The following is an 18739-nucleotide window of genomic DNA, read 5'->3' on the forward strand; positions in this document are numbered from 1 at the left end:
CGCCTGACAGACAAGCGCAACAGAGTGTTCGTTTTCAGGCACGGTGGAATATCTTGCCCGGATTGAAAATATCATCCGGATCGAGCGCCTTCTTGACCTGCCGCATGAGATCGACCGTGCCCCCAAGCTCCTCTTCAAGGAACGCCATCTTGCCTTGGCCGATGCCGTGCTCTCCGGTGCAGGTACCGTCCATCGCCAAAGCGCGGGCGTTGAGCCGGCCGACAAAGGCTTCAGCCACAGCAATGCCCTCCTCCGTCTTGTCGTCAAACAACAGGAGCACATGGAAGTTCCCGTCACCGGCATGCCCGACGATCATCGCCAGCAGACCATGTTCCTCGATATCGGCCTGCGTCTCGCCGATGCAATCGGCAAGGCGGGAAATCGGCACGCAAACGTCCGTCGAGAGCGCGGCCATTTCAGGCGCCAGCGCGCGCGATGCCCAGTAGGCATCATGCCGTGCCTTCCAGAGCTTGCTGCGTTCGTCGGCGTTGACCGTCCATGAGAATTTGCCACCGCCGCATTCTGCGGCAATCTCAGCAAACTGCTCCGATTGCAATGCAACGGTTTCGTCCGTGCCATGAAACTCAAGGAAGAGTGTCGGCTTTTCCTCATAGCTCAGCTTTGAATAGGCATTGCAGGCGCGGATTTGCAGGGCATCGAGAAGTTCGATGCGGGCAACGGGAATACCCATCTGGATGGTCATGATCACCGCATCACAGGCAGCCCGAACGGTCGGAAACGCGCAGACGCCGCCGCCGATCTTCTGCGGAATACCCTGCAGCCGCAGCGTGACGGAGGTCAAAATGCCAAGCGTACCTTCCGCACCGACGAAGAGCCGGGTCATGTCATAGCCGGCGGACGACTTGCGTGCGCGTCGCGCGGTGCGGATTTCTTCCCCATTCGCAGTCACCGCCGTCACGGCGAGCACATTGTCCTTCATGGTGCCGTAGCGCACGGCATTCGTTCCCGACGCCCGCGTCGAGGTCATGCCGCCGATCGAGGCATTTGCCCCGGGATCGATGGGGAAAAACAGTCCGGTATCGCGGAGATACGTATTGAGCTCCTCACGGGTCACACCTGGCTCGACGGTGCAGTCGAGATCTTCCGCATTGACTTCAAGAATCCGGTTCATCCGGCTGAAATCGATCGATATGCCGCCATTGGGGGCATTGACCTGCCCCTCCAGCGACGAACCGGTGCCAAAGCCAATGACGGGCACCTTATGTTCGGCGCAGATCTTCACCGCGGCCTTCACATCGTCACTGCCCTCGGCAAGTAGCACGCCGTCGGGCAGCTGCGCCGGGATGTAGGTGGTGGTGTGCGCGTGCTGTGCGCGAAAGGCTTGGCCGGTCTGAAAGCGCTCGCCAAAGCTCTGCTTCAGAGCGCCAAGAGCGGCGGCGATGCCTGCCTCGTTCCGTGTTCCGGTTTTTGCATCTTTGAGCGCCATCTCTTTGATCTCCTTCACCTTCGCTGCCGGAGGCAGGTTGGTATGGGACAAGAGACGGCGCCTGTCTAGTGCAGGATTAGCGAGAACGGTTCTCTGTCGAGCACCGCTTAGACCAACGGCGGATTGAGCCGCGCAAACGCTTCCTGCCTGCGGTACGGAAAGTACGGATAGGGCGCGGTCACGGCACTGGCTTTATCGAGCTTTTCCACCTGCTCCTTCGACAAAGACCAACCGACGGCACCGAGATTCTGCCGAAGCTGCTCCTCGTTGCGCGCACCGATGATAACGCTGGCGACGGTCGGACGGCCGATGAGCCAATTGAGCGCGATCTGCGGAACGGTGTTGCCGGTCTCTTCGGAAATCTCCAGGAGCGCATCGATGATATCGTAGAGCTTCTGGTCATCGACCGGAGGCCCGTAATGGGCCGTCTGGTGCAGACGGCTACCCTCCGGCAGCGGCTGGCCGCGTCGGATCTTGCCGGTGAGACGCCCCCAGGCAAGCGGACTCCATACCAGCGCGCCTACGCCCTGGTCGGCAGCGAGCGGCATCAGTTCCCATTCGTAGTCGCGACCTGCGAGGGAATAGTAGACCTGATGCGCAACATAGCGCGGATGGCCTTGACGCTGCGCAATGCCGAGCGACTTCATCAGTTGCCATCCCGAGAAATTAGAGACGCCGATGTAGCGGATTTTGCCTGCCGCGATCAGGCCGTCCAGCGTTGCAAGCACCTCCTCGATGGGAGTCGAGGCGTCGAACGCATGAAGCTGCAGCAGATCGATGTAGTCCGTTCCCAGCCGCTTCAGCGCCTCGTCCGTGGAGCGGATCAGCCGTGCGCGCGACGTTCCCCAATCCGCAGGTCCATCGCCCATCGGCAAGGCAATTTTGGTCGAGATCAGCACCGCATCGCGCCGACCGGCGATCGCCTGGCCAAGGACCTCCTCGGAGGCACCGGCCGAATAGACATCTGCCGTGTCGAAGAGATTGACGCCCGCTTCCATCGAGATATCAATCAGTCGCCGCGCTTCCGCAGCATCGGTATTGCCCCATGCCCCGAAGAGCGGGCCCGCGCCACCGAAGGTTCCTGCGCCGAAACTCAAGACCGGCACCCTGAGGCCGGATGCGCCGAGATTTCTGTATTCCATGGTCGGTCACCTCCTGTTGTTGTCCTCAGAAGAGATAGACACTGAATTTACGGTGATATAGCTTACCGGAAGGAAAACCATCCATGAATTGAATTCATCATGAGCCGACAAGACATCAATCGCTCCGGCGAAATGGAGGTCTTCGTGCGCGCCGTCGAGCTCGGCGGCTTCACGGCCGCGGCTCGCGCCTGCCGCATGACACCATCCGCCGTCAGCAAGCTCGTCGCGCGGCTTGAGGCACGCCTCGGCGCCCGCCTCGTCAACCGTTCGACCCGCAAGCTGCACCTGACGCCGGAAGGCTCCGCCTTCTACGAGCGCAGCGTTTCCATCCTTGCGGACATAGCGGAGGCCGAGCGCTATGCGTCCGCCGGCGAACAGGCTGCTGGTCCCATTCGCATCAACACCAGCGCGTCTTTCGGCCATCATATCCTTGCGCCGCTGGTTTCAGACTTTCTGGCGCTGCATCCCGCCATCACACTCGACATCTCGCATACCGACGCCATCGTTGATCTCGTGGAGGATCGAGCCGATGTCGCAATCCGCGCCGGACCGCTGAAGAGCTCCAGCCTGATCGCCCGCAAGCTCGGCGTCACCCGCAAAGTCATCGTCGCATCGCCGGCCTATCTGAAGCGTTTCGGCGAGCCGAAATCCGTCGACAACCTGAAGCAGCACCGCCGCATTGGTTTTTCTTATGCGCGCAGCGTCCAGGGCTGGCCTCTGCGCCATGACGGCGAAACCGTCACGCTGCCGATCACGCCAGGCGTGCAGGTTGGTGACGGTGAAGCGATGCGATACATGGCCGTGTCAGGAGCGGGCCTCGTGCGGCTCGCCAACTTCACCGTACGCGCCGATATCGAGGCGGGCAGGCTGGTGCCGGTTCTTGAGGATATCAATCCAGGCGACATTGAGGAATTCTACGCCGTCTATATCGGCCAAGGCGGTCCATTGCCGGCTCGCGTGCGGGCTCTGCTCGACTTCCTGGCGGAGCACGTCAGTCTCTAACACTGCGAAACCTATAGGATTTCGCAATTGACCCCTTCCATGGCTGGCGCCTATATCGGCGCAGTGTCCTCCGGCTTCTCCGGCCGGTCTTTTTACCCGCCAGTGCTGCTCCCCTGCTTCGCCTCGATTGCAGTTTCAGCATTGGCAAGACATGCATGGGATCATGCCGTTGTACGATGCCAGCCGCTTTCTTCGATACGCCAGCCTGCCGCGGTGGGTACTCTTGCTCAGCATCTCGACCCTGCTCGTCGTCGGGCTCGAAATGCTCGGTCTACCGGCTTCGCTCCTTATCGGTCCGATGGTGGCGGCGATTATCCTTGCTTTGTCCATAGGCCAGGGATCGCTTCGCGTGCCGCGCTGGCCGCTCCTCTTCGGGCAGGCGCTCGTGGGCTTCCTGATGGCACGCGCCATCACGGTCGATATCCTGAAGACGATGGCGACCGATGCGCCGCTCTTTCTCGCAATGATCCTTTCCGTCATCGTCGCGGCGGCAGGCCTTGGCTGGCTGCTGACACGCTGGCAGGTTTTGCCGGGAACGACGGCCGTTTGGGGCTCGTCTCCCGGCGCCGCTTCCGCAATGGTCATCATGTCCGAGGCCTACGGCGCCGACGCCCGCCTCGTCGCCTTCATGCAGTATCTGCGTGTGGTCTTTGTTGCTGTGGCCGCCTCGGTCGTTTCCCGCCTCTGGGTTGCCGCCGATGGCGGCAAACCGCCGGCATTCATCCTCTTCCCTCCAGTCGACTGGCAGGCGCTTGCCGCTACCATCGCCCTCACCTGCCTGTCAGCTTATGTTGCCGTCCGCTTTCGCATCCAGGGCGGTACGATCACCGTGCCTTTGGTTCTCGGCTCGCTGCTGCAAGGCTTTGGTCTGCTGACGATCGAGCTGCCGCTATGGCTTCTGGCGATCAGCTATGCCCTGATCGGCTGGAATATCGGCCTGCGCTTTACCCGTGGCATCGTCATGCACGCCGCTCGTGCCCTGCCCCGCGTTGCTGCCTCCATCCTGTTGCTGATGTCGATCTGCGGCTGCATGGCCTTTGCCTTGCACAAATTCGCCGGCGTCGATCCGCTCACGGCCTATCTGGCGACCAGCCCAGGGCGCGCAGATTCCGTCGCCATCATTGCAGCGTCCAGCGATGTCGACGTGCCCTTCGTGATGGCGATGCAAACCGGCCGCTTCCTCGTGATCCTGTTTACCGGTCCGATGCTGGCTCGCTTTATCGCGCGGCGCTCCGGCCTTGCGGAGAAACCCGTCTGAGGCCTGCCCATTGGCCCGGCGTCAGACCATAGGCCTTCTTGAAATGGCGGGTCAGATGGCTCTGATCTGCAAAACCGGTTGCCGCGGCAACATCAGAAAGTCCTTCGCCCGCTCCGATCATGACGCGTGCCTGCTGGAGCCGCCGCATAAGAAGATACCGATGCGGACTGGTTGCAAAGGCGGCCCTGAAATGCCGCGCGAGGGAAAAACGGTCGAGGCCGGTGACAACCTCCAATTCGCCGGACCGCACAGCTTCTGTCGCATGTGCTTCGAGATAGTCCCGCGCCAATCGTGTGCGCTCCCACGCCACGTTGGCGAGCGGCCGCAGTGGTGTCCTTGCGTGCTTGGCAAGTCCGCCCGCAACACGCGAAACGAAGTCATCGACGAAAAGCTCATCGAGTTCGCGATCCAGTTCGCCAAGAGCGGCGAGCAATGTGTCGGCCAGGATGGGATCCCCGATCACCGGTTCATCGACGAACGGCAGCCCGATCTTCTCGGCGTCCAGGCATTCGAACAATAGCGCCGGTTCCAGATACAGCATACGATATTGCAGCCCGTCATCTGTGCCCGCACCGCCATCATGCTCTTCATCGGGGTGGAGGACGATCACCTGCCCAGGCATGCTGAAGCGCCGCTTGCCTCGATAGGAAAAAGTCTGCACGCCCTTGATCGTGACCCCTAGAGCATAAGTATCGTGGCGATGCGGCTCGAAGGCATTGCCTGAAAATTGCGCCTCGATCCGCTCGATGCCCGGAAAGGCCGGTGCGGTCAGGATCCCGTCTGTGCCGGGCTCCATGCACAAACGTTCAAGACCTTCGAAGGCGTGATTGCTTACATCCTGGTCCAACGCGACTTTCGACCCCGCATGAAAGAGACTGGAATGTTTGATACCAAAATTGCAATCGTTCTGCGAAACAATCTTGCATCCTGGCAAAAGCTGAACGTCACCGCCTTCCTGATGAGCGGCCTTGCCGGACACAATCCCGAGATCATCGGCGAGGCCTACAAGGATCGCGCCGGCAATCTCTACCATCCGCTTTCCATCCAGCCGATCATCGTTTTGTCGGCCGAGGGCGAGACGCTATCGACGATCCACCGCCGTTCTTTGGAGCGCGGCATAACCTCCTCGCTGTTTATCGAGGAGATGTTCGCAACCGGCCACGACGCCGCCAACAGAGCTGTCTTTGCCGAGTATGCACCTGATGATGCCAAGGTTGTCGGCATTGCCATCAGGGCGGAGAAGAAGATCGTCGACAAGATCACCAAGGGCGCGACGATGCACCAATAACGAAAACGGCCGGGCGTTGGCCCGGCCGTTTTCATGCCTGCAATGTTGATCAGCTCTGGGTGACAGGCGCGATCTGGATTTCGACGCGGCGGTTCTGGGCGCGGCCGGCTTCCGAGGCGTTGGAGGCGACCGGTTGCGACGGTCCGAAGCCGACGGCCGAAACGCGGCGCGGATCGATGCCCTGGGTGCCGAGATAGTCGGCAACTGACATCGCGCGGCGCTGCGACAGATCCTGATTGTGCTGCAGGCTGCCGGTGGAGTCGGTGTGACCGTTTACGTCGATCAGCGTGCGGTTGAACTTGCGCAAGACGATCGCCACAGAGTTCAGCGTCGGGTAGAACCCAGCCTTCACGGCATCCTGATCAACATCGAAAGTGATGTTGGACGGCATGTTGAGGATGATGTTGTCGCCGCGGCGGGTGACCGAGATGCCGGTTCCCTGGAGCTGAGCGCGCAGTTCGGATTCCTGCTGGTCCATGTAATTGCCGACCGCACCGCCCGCGAGCGCGCCGACGCCGGCGCCAATCAGCGCGGCGTTGCGACGTCCAACCGGCGAGCCGCCGACAGCCAGGCCAGCAAGCGCGCCAACGCCGGCACCCAGCAGTGCGCATTGGCATCCAGAGCGATTTCGCGCAATCGTTGGACGATTCCTACTCCCGCGGCATCAGCCGCCTGATCGATGCCGACATGGAAGAGCAGTCAAGCCGGCTGCGGGCCCTGCAAACACAGGAGCAGCTTGGCCTGCAGTCGCTGAACATCGCCAACGCGCCAGCTACGACAAGGTTCGCCAGCTCTTCCAGAACGTCTAATACCAACATGCATTGATCAAAACCGATGCGCCCACTCGCGCAGTCCAATGGACATTATCTTCCAGGGTTGCGCGACGAGTTTGTTCCAGGCGGCACAGCAGTGAGCGACGATGTCCTCGTAGTCTGTGAAGATGCGGTTCGACAGCCAGTTGTCCCTCATAAACTGCCAGACGTTTTCGACAGGGTTCAATTCAGGCGAACGCGGCGGCAAGAACAGCAATGTGATGTTGTCAGGGACGCTGAGCTTCGGCGTGACGTGCCATCCGGCTTGATCGAGGATGAGGACCGCGTGAGCGCCGTCATCGACTGCCTGGCTGATTTCCAGCAGATGTTGATTCATGGCGTCGGTATCGCAATAGGGCAATACGAGGCCCGCGCCCTTACCTTTCTTGGGGCAGATGGCACCGAAGATGTACGCCCACATCGTCCGTTGATCCAGCGGCGCTGAAGGTCGGGTGCCACGGCGAGCCCATCGGCGGGTGATCTTGTTTTTCTGACCTATGCGCGCCTCGTCGGCCCACCAGAGTTCGATCTCGGTATTCTTCGGGAGGCTGCTTCTGATGGCTGCCAATGCGGCAGGGAACTCTTTTTAAAAGCGTCCACTTCGGGTTCATTCTGGGCGTAGTGGCGCGGCCGGGCAGACAGCTTGGCAAAGCCGAGAGCCTTCAATTCGCGACCAACCGTGGTCTCGTCCATCGAGATCCGGAATTCCTGGAAGATCCATTGGACCAGATCCTTGCGCCGCCACCGAACGACACCGTGGATAGCCGGGATCGGACCACGCTCTACAATCTTGGCCAAGGCCTGGCGCTGATCATCATTCAGCTTGGGCCGATTGCCGGGAGCCTTGCCGTTGAGGAGCCCGGCCGACCCGTGCTCATTGAAACGAACGACCCAGTCGCGAACAATCTGCAAGGTCACGCCCCCGATCCGGGCCGCATCTGTACGCGAGCCGCCGTCATAAATTTCCGCCAACGCCAGAAGCCGCCGCGCTTGAGCGGCATCCTTGGTCCCTTTCGCGAACTGCCGCAGAGCAGGACCATCAAAATCATCGCGCAATGCAATCGCCGAACCCATTGCAAACCTCCCGTTTGCCCCATGGATTCAGATTTTCACCGATTCGGGAATCCCAAGTGAGTCGCACTCTGCGCTCGCTGGTATAACCGGCTGTCTTGAAAAACGGTTCGTCGCCCGTATTCCGACGGGCGACATGGCCACGCAGCCTGTCACTGTGGCTTGCGATCCGCAGTAGCCGTGCATTTTGCCCAATTTCCAGTATCTGAAGAGCCTGCTTCATCTTGTTGCCGCAATCCTTAATACTGGTCGCATCAACACCGAATTGGAGATACCGCTGTCCATGATCAAGAAATTCATACTTTTGTCTGTTGCTGCAACTTACCTTAGCTGCCCCGCCTGACGTGTTCGACATCTTCTGCTCGCCCGTATAGGGGTCGGTCGTGGTGCAAGCGCGACCACCTCGAAGGATGCACGTTACCTCATTGATGATCGGACGACCGGCTCCGGTGAGTATGGCGCTCTCACCTCTCAGTATTTTGCGACAGAGGCCGGCGCTTCGCAAAACTATGTGATGCTGAAGGGCGCCGGCAATACGGCAGGGCAGGTCGAAATTGGGGTTTCCAGCAGCACGACCCAGGCGCAGGTGAAGGAGATGATCACCGTCGTCGACATGATGCTGAACCAGATGACGACGGTTGGCTCGGCCTTCGGCGCACTCGAAAAGCGTCAGCGAGATCAAGGCAAAGCTCGTTGCAGCAACCGAACCCGGCCGCACCAACCGGTGCGAGATCGACCTCATAGCTGAGCATGTCGACCTTCACCGTGCCATCGGAATGACGGATGAAGGAAGACGGTATCTGCCTCGGCTTGGACGGATCTGTGGATCCGTCGATAACAACCCAGTTGTCGCCGTTGAACTCCGCGGACTGGGCAACCGAGCGCAGTGATCTTTCAGGTAAGCGATATCCGTGTTGATCTTGTCCTTGTCGACGAGATCGATCGCATTGTCGACGGCATTGTAAGCTGTGTCCATGGTCGCAGCCGCGAGGCCAAGGGCGTCGCGAATAGCCGACTGGGCTTTCTGATCGGTTTTCAGCGTCGAACCTATCGCCCAATAGGCGCCGTTGTCGGACGCTCTTTCCACTCTGAGGCCGGTGGATACCTGCCTCTGCGTCTTGGTCATATCGCGACCGATGTCACGCAAAATATACAGCGCGGCATCCACCGAAGTGCGCCGATAAATCGTCAAGGTACTGTACTCCGAACACAACAATACGCGACTGATACAAACAAACCGGTACCGCGAACCTTCATGTCCGGGAGCGCCTCACACCGGCGCCGAAGCGGCCCTCCGAAACGTTGGAGGATCTATCGGTTTCTGTCGGAATGATTGCCGCTCATGCTTAAAAAACATCTAAGGTTTAGAGGAAATTCATCCAATCCTACAACTTTTCATAAACTATAAGTCGCAGCGTTTGCCCGCCAGGGCAGCGGGCTTCGCTATTCTGCCGCCTGCAGTCGGCCTGCCTTTGGTGCCGGAGGCCGCGATGCGTGAGCCATTTCTTCGTGGAGGCGCTCCTCTTCATGAGCATGCGGCTTCGCAAAGCGGGCGATAAGCAGGTAGGCGACCGGCGTAATGTAGAGCGTCACCAGCGTCGCAAAGCCGAGCCCCCCGACAATGACCCAGCCGAGCGCGACGCGCGCTTCCGCGCCAGCGCCATGCGCAAAGACCAGCGGAACGCCGCCGAGGATGGTCGCGATCATCGTCATCATCACGGGTCGCAGACGCAGCGCACACGCCTTCTCGATCGCTGTGCGCACATCCTCGCCGCGATCGCGCAGCTGGTTCGCGAACTCGACGATCAGAATACCATTCTTCGCCATCACGCCCACAAGCAGCACAAGGCCGATCTGGCTGTAGATGTTGAGGCTCGACCCGGTGATGATCAGTGCGAAGACGGCGCATGCGAGCCCGAGCGGCACCGTCGACATGATGATCACCGACGACAGCACGCTTTCGAACTGCGCGGCCAAAACCAGAAAGATGATGACGATGGCAAAGCCAAAGGTCAGCGCCATGCCGCTCGAGTTCTCTTCCAGTGTCGCGGCCTCAGCGAGAGGGACGAGACGGGCGCCGGGCGGCAGGATCGATTTGGAGATCTCGGTCACTTCCTTGACGGCATCTCCGAGCGAGAGACCGTTCTTCAGGCCGGCAGTGATCGCCACCGAGGCGAGCTGCTGTTCGCGGTTCAGCTGCGGCGCGACCGAGCTTTCCGTCAGCGACGCGATCACCGACATCGGCACGATCTTGCCATCACCGGTCTTCAGGAAGACGTTCTCTAGATCCGTCGGATCGTCAAGGGGCCGGGTGTTGGAGGTGAGCAGCACCGGATAGGCTTCACCCTTGACGAAAACATCGACGACCGAGCGCCCTTCCAGCAGCGACTGCATGGCCGTTGAGAGGCCGGTAATGTCGATGCCGAGATCGGAGGCCCGCTCGCGGTCGAACGTGACCGACACCTGAGCCTGGGTCGGCTCGTTGCTCAATCGCGGCGTATCGTAATGCCCTTTTGCGTCGAGTGCCTGGACCAATTGAGCGGCTGCGGTCGTCAGTGCCTCATGATCGTTACCAACCAAAGCCATCTGCAATCCATTGCCGGCGCCGCGAATGCGCAGGCTGTTCGACTGGATCGCATTGCCGCGCAGAGCCGGAACCCTTGCAGCCGCCCGGTTGATATCGGCGACAATCTCCGCCTGCGTGCGGTGGCGCTCACCCCACGGCGCCAGCGTCAGCACCATGAAGCCGCTGTTGACCTGCCCGCCTTGCCCGGAGATGGAAAAGACGTTGCTGATATCACCGCTGTCGACGAGCGGCTGAAGATACTCTTCAACCCGCTGCATCTTGTCGCGGGTATATTCGAGACTGGAACCCTGCGGTGTTGTCAGGCGCATCATCACCAGGGCGCGGTCTTCGTTCGGCGTCAGCTCGCTTCGAACCGTCGAGAAGGCCAGCACAGCCGCTCCCGCGAAAATCGCGGAAACGACGATGACGACGAGCGGCGCATTCAGGCAGGCATGCAACGACCACCGGTAGGTATCAGCAAACCAGGTGCCGAAACGGCCGAGAAGTCCGTGGTCCTCGAGCATCTCCTTCGTCAATATCCGCGAGGCGAGCATCGGGCACAAGGTCAAAGCGACGATGGACGAGAGGCCGACCGAGAAGGCCAGCACGAAGCCGAATTCGCGGAACAGGCCACCCACCTGCCCCGGCAGGAAGGACAGCGGAATGAAGACTGCGGCAAGCGTCGCAGTCGTCGCGATCACCGCAAAGAACACCTCACGTGTGCCAAGCACGGCGGCCGCCCGCGGCCCCATGCCTTCCGATCGGCGGCGCACAATGTTCTCGAGAACGACGATCGCGTCGTCCACGACGAGACCCGTGGCCAACACGATCGCAAGAAGCGTCAGGATGTTGATCGAGAAGCCGACGAGATAGACGGCCGCAAGGGTTCCGATCAGCGCCACCGGCATGCTGACGGCAGGGATGATCGTCGCGCGCCAATCCCGCAGGAAAAGATAGATCACGCCGGTAACGATGACGGCGGCCAGGATCAACGCCAGCACGACCTCATGAATCGCCCCCTGGATGAAGACGGCATCATCGCTGGTGATGGTGATCCGCGTGCCCTCGGGAAGCGTCTTCGAAAGCTCGGCAACGGCGTCCTTGATGCCGTTCGAAATGTTCAGCGTATTCGACTGCGCCTGGCGGATGACGCCGAGACCGATGCCGGGAACGCCGTTGGAGCGCAGTGCCGTCTGTCCGTCGCGCGGTCCGAGCGTAACGTTCGCCACATCGCCGAGGCGCACGCGGTTCTGCAAAATGACGTTGGCGAAATCCTCCGGCGTCTGCAGACTCGCCATCGCACGCACGACGATCGTCTGCGTCGGGCTCTTCAACGATCCGGCCGGCATATCGAGGGCAGCGCTCGACAGCGCCTTCGTCAGATCGCCAACAGTCAGCCCACGACTGGCAAGTTCGCTCTGGTTGACGTCGACACGGAACACCTTCTCTTGGTCGCCATAGGTCTCGACATCGGCAACACCGTCGACCGAGGCAAGGCGGTCGATGACCTGGTTTTCCACGAGAAGGGTCAGGTCATCCATGTTGAGCTTGGACGAGGTCACGGCAAGTCGCATGATCGGCTGAGAATCGGAATCTGCCTTGACGATCTGCGGCGCATCTGCCTCCTCGGGCAGACGATCTGAGATACGGCCGATGGCGTCGCGCACATCGTTTGCCGCGACGGCAAGATCGATTGAGTCCGAGAATTCGAGCGTCACCCGGCTCTGGCCGAACTGCGAACTGGAGGAAATCGACTTGAGGCCGCTGACGCGAGCCGCCGCGCCCTCGATCACCTTCGTCAGTTCCTGGTCGATCGTCTGCGGCGACGCGCCCTCGAAAGTGGTGCGAACGGTCACGATGGGCCGATCGACATCAGGCAGTTCGCGCACTTCGATTCCGGCATAGGCCGCAAGGCCGGCGACGATCATCAAGGCATTGAAGACCAGCGCAAGGATGGGACGCCGGACGAACAGCGCGGTAAAGGTCTGTTTGCCGGAAGCCGGCTTGTCCTGCATCTCGATCACGTTCATTGCGTGGCAGGCTCCGAATTCGACGCGACTTCGCCGGCAACCCGCACCCCGCCGCCCTCACGGACGCGCTGCAGGCCCTCGGTGACGATGGCATCGCCATCCTTCAGATCGGCTTTGACGAGAATGTAGTCGGGATTGCGCTGCACGATACTGACCCGCACCTTGCCGGACTTGCCGTCGACAACCTTCCAAACAAAAGCCCCTTGCGAGTCCCACTGGACCGAAAGCGGATCGACCGCCGGATATCGGTCACCCCCAAACTTCATCCCGACATTGAAGGACATGCCGGCGCGCAGCTCGTCCGACGCGTTGTCGATACGGGCCCGAACGCGCATTGTGCGGCTGGCCGCGTCGATGCGGTTGTCGATTGCTTCGACCGCGCCCGAGAATACCCGACCGGGCCGGGCTACCGACGTTGCCTCAACCGGCTGGCCGACCGTGATGGTGTTGGCGAAGCGCTCGGGCACCCAATAGTCGACAAGAATTTCCGTTCGGTCGTCGAGCGTCGCGACAGGCGTGGTTGTCGAGACGTTGTCGCCGATGTTGATAGGGATAATGCCGACGATGCCATCGATCGGCGCAACGATGCTGCGGCGTTCAAGATTGAGATCGGCGGCCTGCAGCTGCAGCCGCGCGCCCTGCTCCGCGATTTCGGCATCGAAGACATCCATGCGCGATACGCTGGATTTGATGTTGTGGTAGAGACTGGATTTCTCGATGGCGCTCTTCAGCGCCACATCCGCCTGACCGCGAGCGATGACTTGCTCTTCGCTGTCGAGTTTCGCAAGGACCTGCCCCTTGGTGATCCTGTCGCCCGATTTGATGAGGATTTCGCGGATCGTGCCGCTCGCCTGTGGCATCACCACGACAGAGCGGATCGCATCCCCCGTGCCGATGGCGCTCAACCGATCATTGACAATGCCACGAACAACGGCTTGCGTGGCGACCAGAACGGGGGCAAGGGCTCCGCCACCGGGACGCCTCGACTGCCCTTCTCCACTGGCCGCCAGCTGCGGTACAGCCTCGTCGGGCGCTAGCTTGGAAACCTCCCTAAAGCCGGCCTTGCGCAGCGTCTCGCCAGCTCCCGGCACAAAGTATACCCATCCAGCAAAGCCGGCAGCAATCACGACAAGGCAAACGATAAACTGCTTCCAAAATGGCATTCACGTCTCCAGAGGGACTCGAGGCTGGTCCAGGGTCTATCGAAAGAGGCGTTCGCAGGACAAATTGCCGCGCGTCTGCGACAATATTGTCTCTTTGCTGATCACCGGCAAGCGAATTGGCCCCTCCTTACTGAATTGTAATATCAAGACTGAGTTATCGACGGAGTATCCGCCCATCGCTCCGCGCAGGTTTCGCAGTGTCTCTTCGTTCGGGTCAAATGACGGTTGTTTTCTGACGTTTATGAGGGATGCGGTACCGCCGGGAACGATTCTCGTCTCACATGCCGGCAATTCGCTGCCGTTGCTGCCCTCTCACGCCAGATACAAGCTGAGGACAGCCATCCGACCGGGAATGAAAGCAGAACATCTTTTCTGGTCTTTCCATCCCGAATCACTACATTACGCGCCATGAGCAATAGTTTCGACGATATCCCCTTCTTCGATGAAGAGCCGGGCGAGCCGCCGCGCAAGCAGCCGACCCCTGCCGCTTCCGCCGCCGGAGGGCTCGCCGCCCGGGCCATGGCCGCTCGAGATGGCGGCAAGCGCCCCGATTACCTTTCCGGCTTGAACCCCGAGCAGACCGAAGCCGTCGAAACGCTGGAAGGCCCCGTCCTCGTGCTCGCGGGCGCAGGCACTGGCAAGACACGTGTCCTCACGACGCGCATTGCCCATATCCTCAACACCGGCCGCGCATTCCCCTCGCAGATCCTCGCCGTCACCTTCACCAACAAGGCTGCCCGCGAGATGAAGGAGCGCATTGCCGTTCTCGTCGGCGGTGCTGTTGAGGGCATGCCATGGCTCGGCACCTTCCACTCGATCGGCGTGAGGCTTCTGCGCCGCCATGCCGAAATGGTCGGCCTGCGCTCCGACTTCACGATTCTCGATACCGACGACGTCGTCCGTCTGATCAAGCAGCTCATCCAGGCGGAAGGTCTCGATGACAAGCGATGGCCTGCCAAGCAGTTCGCCGGCATGATCGACACCTGGAAGAACAAGGGCCTCGGCCCCGGCGACATCGCGGAAGGCGACGCACGCGCCTTCGCCAACGGCAAGGGCCGCGAACTTTACGTCGCCTACCAGCAACGGCTTTCGACGCTGAACGCCTGCGATTTCGGCGATCTCTTGATGCACCCGATCGCGATTTTCCGGAAGAACCCGGATCTTCTGAAGGAGTATCACGGCCGCTTTCGCTACATCCTCGTCGACGAATATCAGGACACCAACACCGCCCAGTATATGTGGCTGCGGCTGCTCGCGCAGCGCCCCAAGGGTGAGCCGCAGAACGTTTGCTGCGTCGGCGACGACGACCAGTCGATCTATGGGTGGCGCGGCGCCGAGGTGGACAACATCCTGCGCTTCGAAAAGGATTTCCCGGGCGCCAAGGTCATCAAGCTGGAGCGCAACTACCGTTCGACGGCGCATATCCTCGGTGCGGCCGGCCACCTGATCGCTCACAACGAAGGCCGCCTCGGCAAGACGCTCTTCACTGATCGGAGCGATCCCGAAGACATCAAGGTCCAGGTGCACGCCTCCTGGGATTCCGAAGTGGAAGCCAGGGAAATCGGCGAGGAAATCGAGCAGCTTCAGCGCGGCAATCCCGATGGCAAGCGGCATCTGCTGAACGACATGGCGATCCTCGTGCGCGCCTCCTTCCAGATGCGCGAATTCGAAGACCGCTTCGTGACGTTGGGCCTCAACTACCGCGTGATTGGCGGCCCGCGCTTCTACGAGCGCCTCGAAATCCGCGATGCCATGGCCTATTTCCGCCTCGTCGCACAGCCTGCCGACGACCTCGCCTTCGAGCGCATCATCAACACCCCGAAGCGTGGTCTCGGCGACACCACCGTGCGCGCCCTTCACGATTACGCTCGCGCCCGCGATATTCCGATGCTGGCGGCAGCCGCCGACATGATCGAGACCGACGAGTTGAAGCCGAAGGCTCGCAAGGCCCTCTTCGACGTCGTCCAATCCTTCCGCCGCTGGCAGGAAATGCTGGAAAATACGCCCCATACCGAGCTTGCCGAGCAGATTCTCGAAGAGTCGGGCTATACCGATATGTGGAAGAACGACAAGTCGGCCGACGCGCCGACCCGTCTCGAAAACCTGAAGGAACTGATCCGCTCGATGGAAAGCTTCGAGTCGATGCGCGGCTTTCTCGAGCACGTCTCGCTGGTCATGGACGCCGAGCAGAATGAAAATCTCGACGCCGTCTCGATCATGACGCTGCATTCCGCCAAGGGCCTGGAGTTCGACACCGTCTTCCTGCCCGGCTGGGAGGAAGGTCTCTTCCCCCACCAGCGTTCGCTCGATGAAAGTGGTCGCGCCGGCCTCGAAGAAGAACGCCGCCTCGCCTATGTCGGCATCACCCGCGCCAAGCACCGCTGCCACATCTGGTTCGTCTCCAACCGACGGATCCACGGTCTCTGGCAATCCACCATCCCGTCGCGTTTTCTCGATGAACTACCGGAAACGCATGTCGAAGTGGCGGAAGCCGAGCAGAGCTACGGCGGCTATGGTCGCGGCGGCTACGGCCAATCGCGCTTCGATAAGGCTGATCCCTTCGCCAACTCTTATTCGACGCCGGGCTGGAAGCGCGCGCAGCAGAACAAGACGGACGCCACCCGCGACAACTGGGGCACCCGTTCCGGCCACGCTGTGGAGCGCATCGGCTACGGCGAAAGCGGCCCGCGCGGCCGCACTATCGATGGCGAACTGGTGGCAAAATCCACAGCGACCGAGCCCTCGAAATTCAAGACCGGAGACCGCGTCTTCCACTTGAAATTCGGCAACGGCAACATCATCGAGATCGAGGGCAACAAGCTGACCATCGATTTTGACCGGGCTGGCCAGAAGAGAGTGCTCGATGGGTTTGTGGAGCGGGTTTCGTAGAGCGGAAATCAGCCTGCTCGCCAACCTCAGATAGCTCTCACAACACAGGGATGGCGCGAACTATCGCTCGGCTTTCCTCACCCATTCGTGACTTCGCTTGTCGTCCTCCCTCCCGCATACTGGATACCCGACGCGCACTGATTGGTGGAGAGAAGGAGCACGCAGATGAAACACTATTCGCTATCGCTGATCGCAGCCTCGCTTATGGTCGCCGTCTTGAGCAGTCCGACCATCGCATTTGCCTGCAACAAGATCATCCTCGGGACCTGATACCAAACGGCCGCGCTTGCCGCGACGACCGAGCAAGTACGAACTCACGGGGCGGGCGTGGCGCCCGCTCACCCCAGGATCGGCATCGATCCCAGTCCCAGTATGTCATTGATCAATGCCAGCCCGATCCCGGCCGCGACGACCGCGATGCCGATCAGAAACAGCCGTCTGGCCCGATCATATTTTGCAGCAATCAGCGAATCCCGAGCCAAGAGGTCGGCGAAAACCTTGACTTGTAGGGCTATCCCCGCACTGAGCAGCAGCATCGGAAAGATGTCTATCCGGCTCCAATCGTTCGGATTGGAGACCCAGCGACTTATGAAGCTCAAGGAAAAGCCGAGAATGATGCCGGCTGCTGTTAGCGAGCCGTTGCGGAATGTCGCGTCGATCTTCTCCTCTGGACCGGGCTCGGTCATGGCTTGGGCTCCGGGTGATCATCTCGCAAAGAAAGGCAGAAATTCCCGGCGTGAGCAAGGCCGCAACTCGCCGCGATGCTACGCGGGCGCTAGGCGCAGGCTTCCGCCGCAAACGTTGCATTCCGCTCTTCAAGCAGGCGCCGCAATACGCTTCGATGGCATCTGCTTTCATTCTCGCAGTAACAGCCGATTGAAAAATGGCTGGCATTCGAAAGCGTGGCGAACAGGTCGAGCACGTGGCTCGCCTCCGGCACTTTCATTTCCTTCCTGAAGCTGCGCACAAACGCCGCCCATTCGGCGTCCGTGGTCGCCGCCTTCGCTTCGCTCACCAGGGCCTGGCTCGGCGAAAGGATCGGCAGCCAGACGTCATAATAGTTGCGGCTGGAAAATTCCTCCTTCGGCACACCGCGCGGCGGTCGGCGGACGGTGCCGATGCGCACCCCCTCGCCGGCAGCCCGCGCCGAACCTAATTGAACGACACTGATAGCCACTTCGCCCTCCATCAACTTGGTGCGATAACGATCGCAATCGCTGCCTCCTCACCAGCCTGCGCAGGATATCCTTCGGTTACCAGAGGCCAGGGAAAAGACGCCATCTGACTTTCTCGCGGTAGTCGGCATAGCCAGTCAATTGCTTCACAAGGTGTTTCTCCTCGTCGAGCAGCCGCGCGACGAGACCGCCAGGGACCGGGAGTACCACAAGCACGCCCCAATAGCAGCCCAGCGCCAAGGGCACGCCGAGGAACATCGGCAACACTGAGGCATACATGGGATGGCGCACCATACCGTAGAGCCCTGTCGAGATCACCCGCTGCTCTTCCGTTACGCGCACCATTGCCGCGGCGAAGGAATTTTGCCGGAAGACGAAGAAGCACCCGACGAAGCCGAGGGCGATCAATACATTGCCGAGAAGCACGACAGCGACAGGAATGGTGCCCGACCAACCGAACCTGCAATCGAGCGCCGAGACAACGAAAAGCGCTATGATTGCGATACTGTTGAAGAGTTGTATCCGCTTTTGCGATGGCTCCCGTTCCGCAGCGGGTCCGACGCTCAAACGCTGCCGGACCAACGCCGGGTCGCGCTTGACAAAATACGCCATGAGGGCTGCGCACCAGCCGCAGAAATTCGCGAGAAACAGCCAGTCTTGCCAGTAAGACATGGATCCCACAGCAAGGAAGATCATCCCGAGCATAACGAGGCAAAACCTGACCGTCGCCTGCCGCCCAATACTCTGAACGCTACTCACCATTGTCGCTCTTTCGCGCCTTTGAAGCCGCGATCTCTTCTGCGAAGGAAGGTTGGTCGGATCGTGCGGGCGTCAATGGCTCCTCGCATGAGAGCGGCCAGCGCGGCGGGCCACCAACAACGCCGCGTCAAGCGAAG

General features: G+C 60.7%; 13 protein-coding genes and 4 pseudogenes. 6 read left to right on the plus strand and 11 right to left on the minus strand.

The window, feature by feature from the left end; all coding sequences use genetic code 11:
* Window positions 1-34 precede the first annotated feature (34 nt).
* Complete coding sequence (locus WGT02_RS14225; RefSeq protein ID WP_208250148.1) at window positions 35-1447, minus strand: FAD-binding oxidoreductase; 1413 nt, start codon at window positions 1445-1447, stop codon at window positions 35-37.
* 107 nt (window positions 1448-1554) lie between these two features.
* Window positions 1555-2589: an aldo/keto reductase gene (locus tag WGT02_RS14230; protein ID WP_208250146.1), complete on the minus strand. Its 1035-nt coding sequence runs from the start codon at window positions 2587-2589 to the stop codon at window positions 1555-1557.
* A gap of 99 nt (window positions 2590-2688) precedes the next feature.
* Here WGT02_RS14230 and WGT02_RS14235 point away from each other — a divergent pair, with 99 nt between their 5' ends.
* Window positions 2689-3591 (plus strand): LysR family transcriptional regulator, encoded by a 903-nt coding sequence (locus WGT02_RS14235; RefSeq protein ID WP_024313581.1) that lies wholly within the window; start codon window positions 2689-2691, stop codon window positions 3589-3591.
* 163 nt (window positions 3592-3754) lie between these two features.
* Entirely contained in the window at window positions 3755-4849 is a 1095-nt protein-coding gene (locus tag WGT02_RS14240) for an AbrB family transcriptional regulator (RefSeq protein WP_208250144.1), read from the plus strand.
* On the opposite strand, the gene WGT02_RS14245 is transcribed toward WGT02_RS14240, so the two are convergent.
* Window positions 4809-5645, minus strand: a complete 837-nt coding sequence (locus WGT02_RS14245) for an AraC family transcriptional regulator (RefSeq protein WP_374046181.1) — start codon at window positions 5643-5645, stop codon at window positions 4809-4811. The genes WGT02_RS14240 and WGT02_RS14245 overlap by 41 nt on opposite strands.
* Before the next feature lie 84 nt (window positions 5646-5729).
* On the opposite strand from WGT02_RS14245, the gene WGT02_RS14250 reads away from it, so the two are divergent.
* On the plus strand, window positions 5730-6137 hold the full coding sequence (locus WGT02_RS14250; RefSeq protein ID WP_024313584.1) for a DUF2000 family protein: 408 nt from the start codon (window positions 5730-5732) through the stop codon (window positions 6135-6137).
* A 49-nt stretch (window positions 6138-6186) separates the two neighbouring features.
* Here WGT02_RS14250 and WGT02_RS14255 read toward each other — a convergent pair.
* Window positions 6187-6744, minus strand: a pseudogene (locus WGT02_RS14255) (OmpA family protein); the annotation flags it as partial.
* Here WGT02_RS14255 and WGT02_RS14260 point away from each other — a divergent pair.
* Window positions 6744-6946, plus strand: a pseudogene (locus tag WGT02_RS14260) (flagellin); the annotation flags it as partial. The pseudogenes WGT02_RS14255 and WGT02_RS14260 overlap by 1 nt on opposite strands.
* Window positions 6947-6962: 16 nt before the next feature.
* On the opposite strand, the gene WGT02_RS14265 reads toward WGT02_RS14260, so the two are convergent.
* A protein-coding gene (locus WGT02_RS14265) for an IS630 family transposase (RefSeq protein ID WP_112334090.1) occupies window positions 6963-8023 on the minus strand; the annotation gives its coding sequence in 2 pieces (ribosomal slippage) (window positions 6963-7531 and window positions 7531-8023; 1062 coding nt in all).
* Window positions 8024-8408: 385 nt separating this feature from the next.
* Between WGT02_RS14265 and WGT02_RS14270 the strand changes: the two are divergent.
* Window positions 8409-8690: pseudogene (locus tag WGT02_RS14270) on the plus strand (flagellin C); the annotation flags it as partial.
* A 43-nt stretch (window positions 8691-8733) separates the two neighbouring features.
* Here WGT02_RS14270 and WGT02_RS14275 read toward each other — a convergent pair.
* The 3 genes and pseudogenes from WGT02_RS14275 to WGT02_RS14285 all read right to left on the minus strand — a co-directional run.
* Window positions 8734-9212: pseudogene (locus WGT02_RS14275) on the minus strand (flagellin C); the annotation flags it as partial.
* A gap of 251 nt (window positions 9213-9463) precedes the next feature.
* Window positions 9464-12616 carry an efflux RND transporter permease subunit gene (locus WGT02_RS14280; RefSeq protein WP_208250142.1) on the minus strand — a complete coding sequence of 1051 codons (3153 nt, stop codon included), beginning with the start codon at window positions 12614-12616 and terminating at the stop codon, window positions 9464-9466.
* Window positions 12613-13779 (minus strand): efflux RND transporter periplasmic adaptor subunit, encoded by a 1167-nt coding sequence (locus WGT02_RS14285; protein WP_024313588.1) that lies wholly within the window; start codon window positions 13777-13779, stop codon window positions 12613-12615. The genes WGT02_RS14280 and WGT02_RS14285 overlap by 4 nt, the downstream gene beginning before the upstream one ends.
* 408 nt (window positions 13780-14187) lie before the next feature.
* Between WGT02_RS14285 and WGT02_RS14290 the strand changes: the two genes are divergently transcribed.
* Window positions 14188-16668, plus strand: coding sequence for an ATP-dependent helicase (locus tag WGT02_RS14290; protein ID WP_024313589.1), 2481 nt, complete (start codon window positions 14188-14190; stop codon window positions 16666-16668).
* Between the two features lie 338 nt (window positions 16669-17006).
* Here WGT02_RS14290 and WGT02_RS14295 read toward each other — a convergent pair whose 3' ends face one another.
* The 3 genes from WGT02_RS14295 to WGT02_RS14305 all read right to left on the minus strand — a co-directional run bounded on the left by WGT02_RS14295 (window position 17007) and on the right by WGT02_RS14305 (window position 18515).
* Window positions 17007-17354, minus strand: a complete 348-nt coding sequence (locus WGT02_RS14295; RefSeq protein ID WP_024313590.1) for a hypothetical protein — start codon at window positions 17352-17354, stop codon at window positions 17007-17009.
* Between the two features lie 89 nt (window positions 17355-17443).
* Window positions 17444-17845: a DUF488 domain-containing protein gene (locus WGT02_RS14300; protein WP_024313591.1), complete on the minus strand. Its 402-nt coding sequence runs from the start codon at window positions 17843-17845 to the stop codon at window positions 17444-17446.
* Between the two features lie 76 nt (window positions 17846-17921).
* Window positions 17922-18515, minus strand: coding sequence for an isoprenylcysteine carboxylmethyltransferase family protein (locus WGT02_RS14305; protein WP_225039681.1), 594 nt, complete (start codon window positions 18513-18515; stop codon window positions 17922-17924).
* Between the last annotated feature and the right edge of the window lie 224 nt (window positions 18516-18739).

This window comes from Rhizobium sp. T1470 (genome assembly GCF_042140505.1).
In the GTDB taxonomy this organism is placed as follows: domain Bacteria; phylum Pseudomonadota; class Alphaproteobacteria; order Rhizobiales; family Rhizobiaceae; genus Rhizobium; species Rhizobium favelukesii.

What these genes read in the sequence shown, in the direction of transcription:
- WGT02_RS14240 (WP_208250144.1), top strand. Translation starts at nt 3,755, where the DNA reads ATGCCGTTGTACGATGCCAGCCGCTTTCTTCGATACGCCAGCCTGCCG.
- WGT02_RS14225 (WP_208250148.1), bottom strand. Translation starts at nt 1,447, where the DNA reads ATGGCGCTCAAAGATGCAAAAACCGGAACACGGAACGAGGCAGGCATC.
- WGT02_RS14250 (WP_024313584.1), top strand. Translation starts at nt 5,730, where the DNA reads ATGTTTGATACCAAAATTGCAATCGTTCTGCGAAACAATCTTGCATCC.
- WGT02_RS14290 (WP_024313589.1), top strand. Translation starts at nt 14,188, where the DNA reads ATGAGCAATAGTTTCGACGATATCCCCTTCTTCGATGAAGAGCCGGGC.
- WGT02_RS14305 (WP_225039681.1), bottom strand. Translation starts at nt 18,515, where the DNA reads ATGTCTTACTGGCAAGACTGGCTGTTTCTCGCGAATTTCTGCGGCTGG.
- WGT02_RS14285 (WP_024313588.1), bottom strand. Translation starts at nt 13,779, where the DNA reads ATGCCATTTTGGAAGCAGTTTATCGTTTGCCTTGTCGTGATTGCTGCC.
- WGT02_RS14245 (WP_374046181.1), bottom strand. Translation starts at nt 5,645, where the DNA reads ATGGAGCCCGGCACAGACGGGATCCTGACCGCACCGGCCTTTCCGGGC.
- WGT02_RS14280 (WP_208250142.1), bottom strand. Translation starts at nt 12,616, where the DNA reads ATGAACGTGATCGAGATGCAGGACAAGCCGGCTTCCGGCAAACAGACC.
- WGT02_RS14295 (WP_024313590.1), bottom strand. Translation starts at nt 17,354, where the DNA reads ATGACCGAGCCCGGTCCAGAGGAGAAGATCGACGCGACATTCCGCAAC.
- WGT02_RS14230 (WP_208250146.1), bottom strand. Translation starts at nt 2,589, where the DNA reads ATGGAATACAGAAATCTCGGCGCATCCGGCCTCAGGGTGCCGGTCTTG.
- WGT02_RS14235 (WP_024313581.1), top strand. Translation starts at nt 2,689, where the DNA reads ATGAGCCGACAAGACATCAATCGCTCCGGCGAAATGGAGGTCTTCGTG.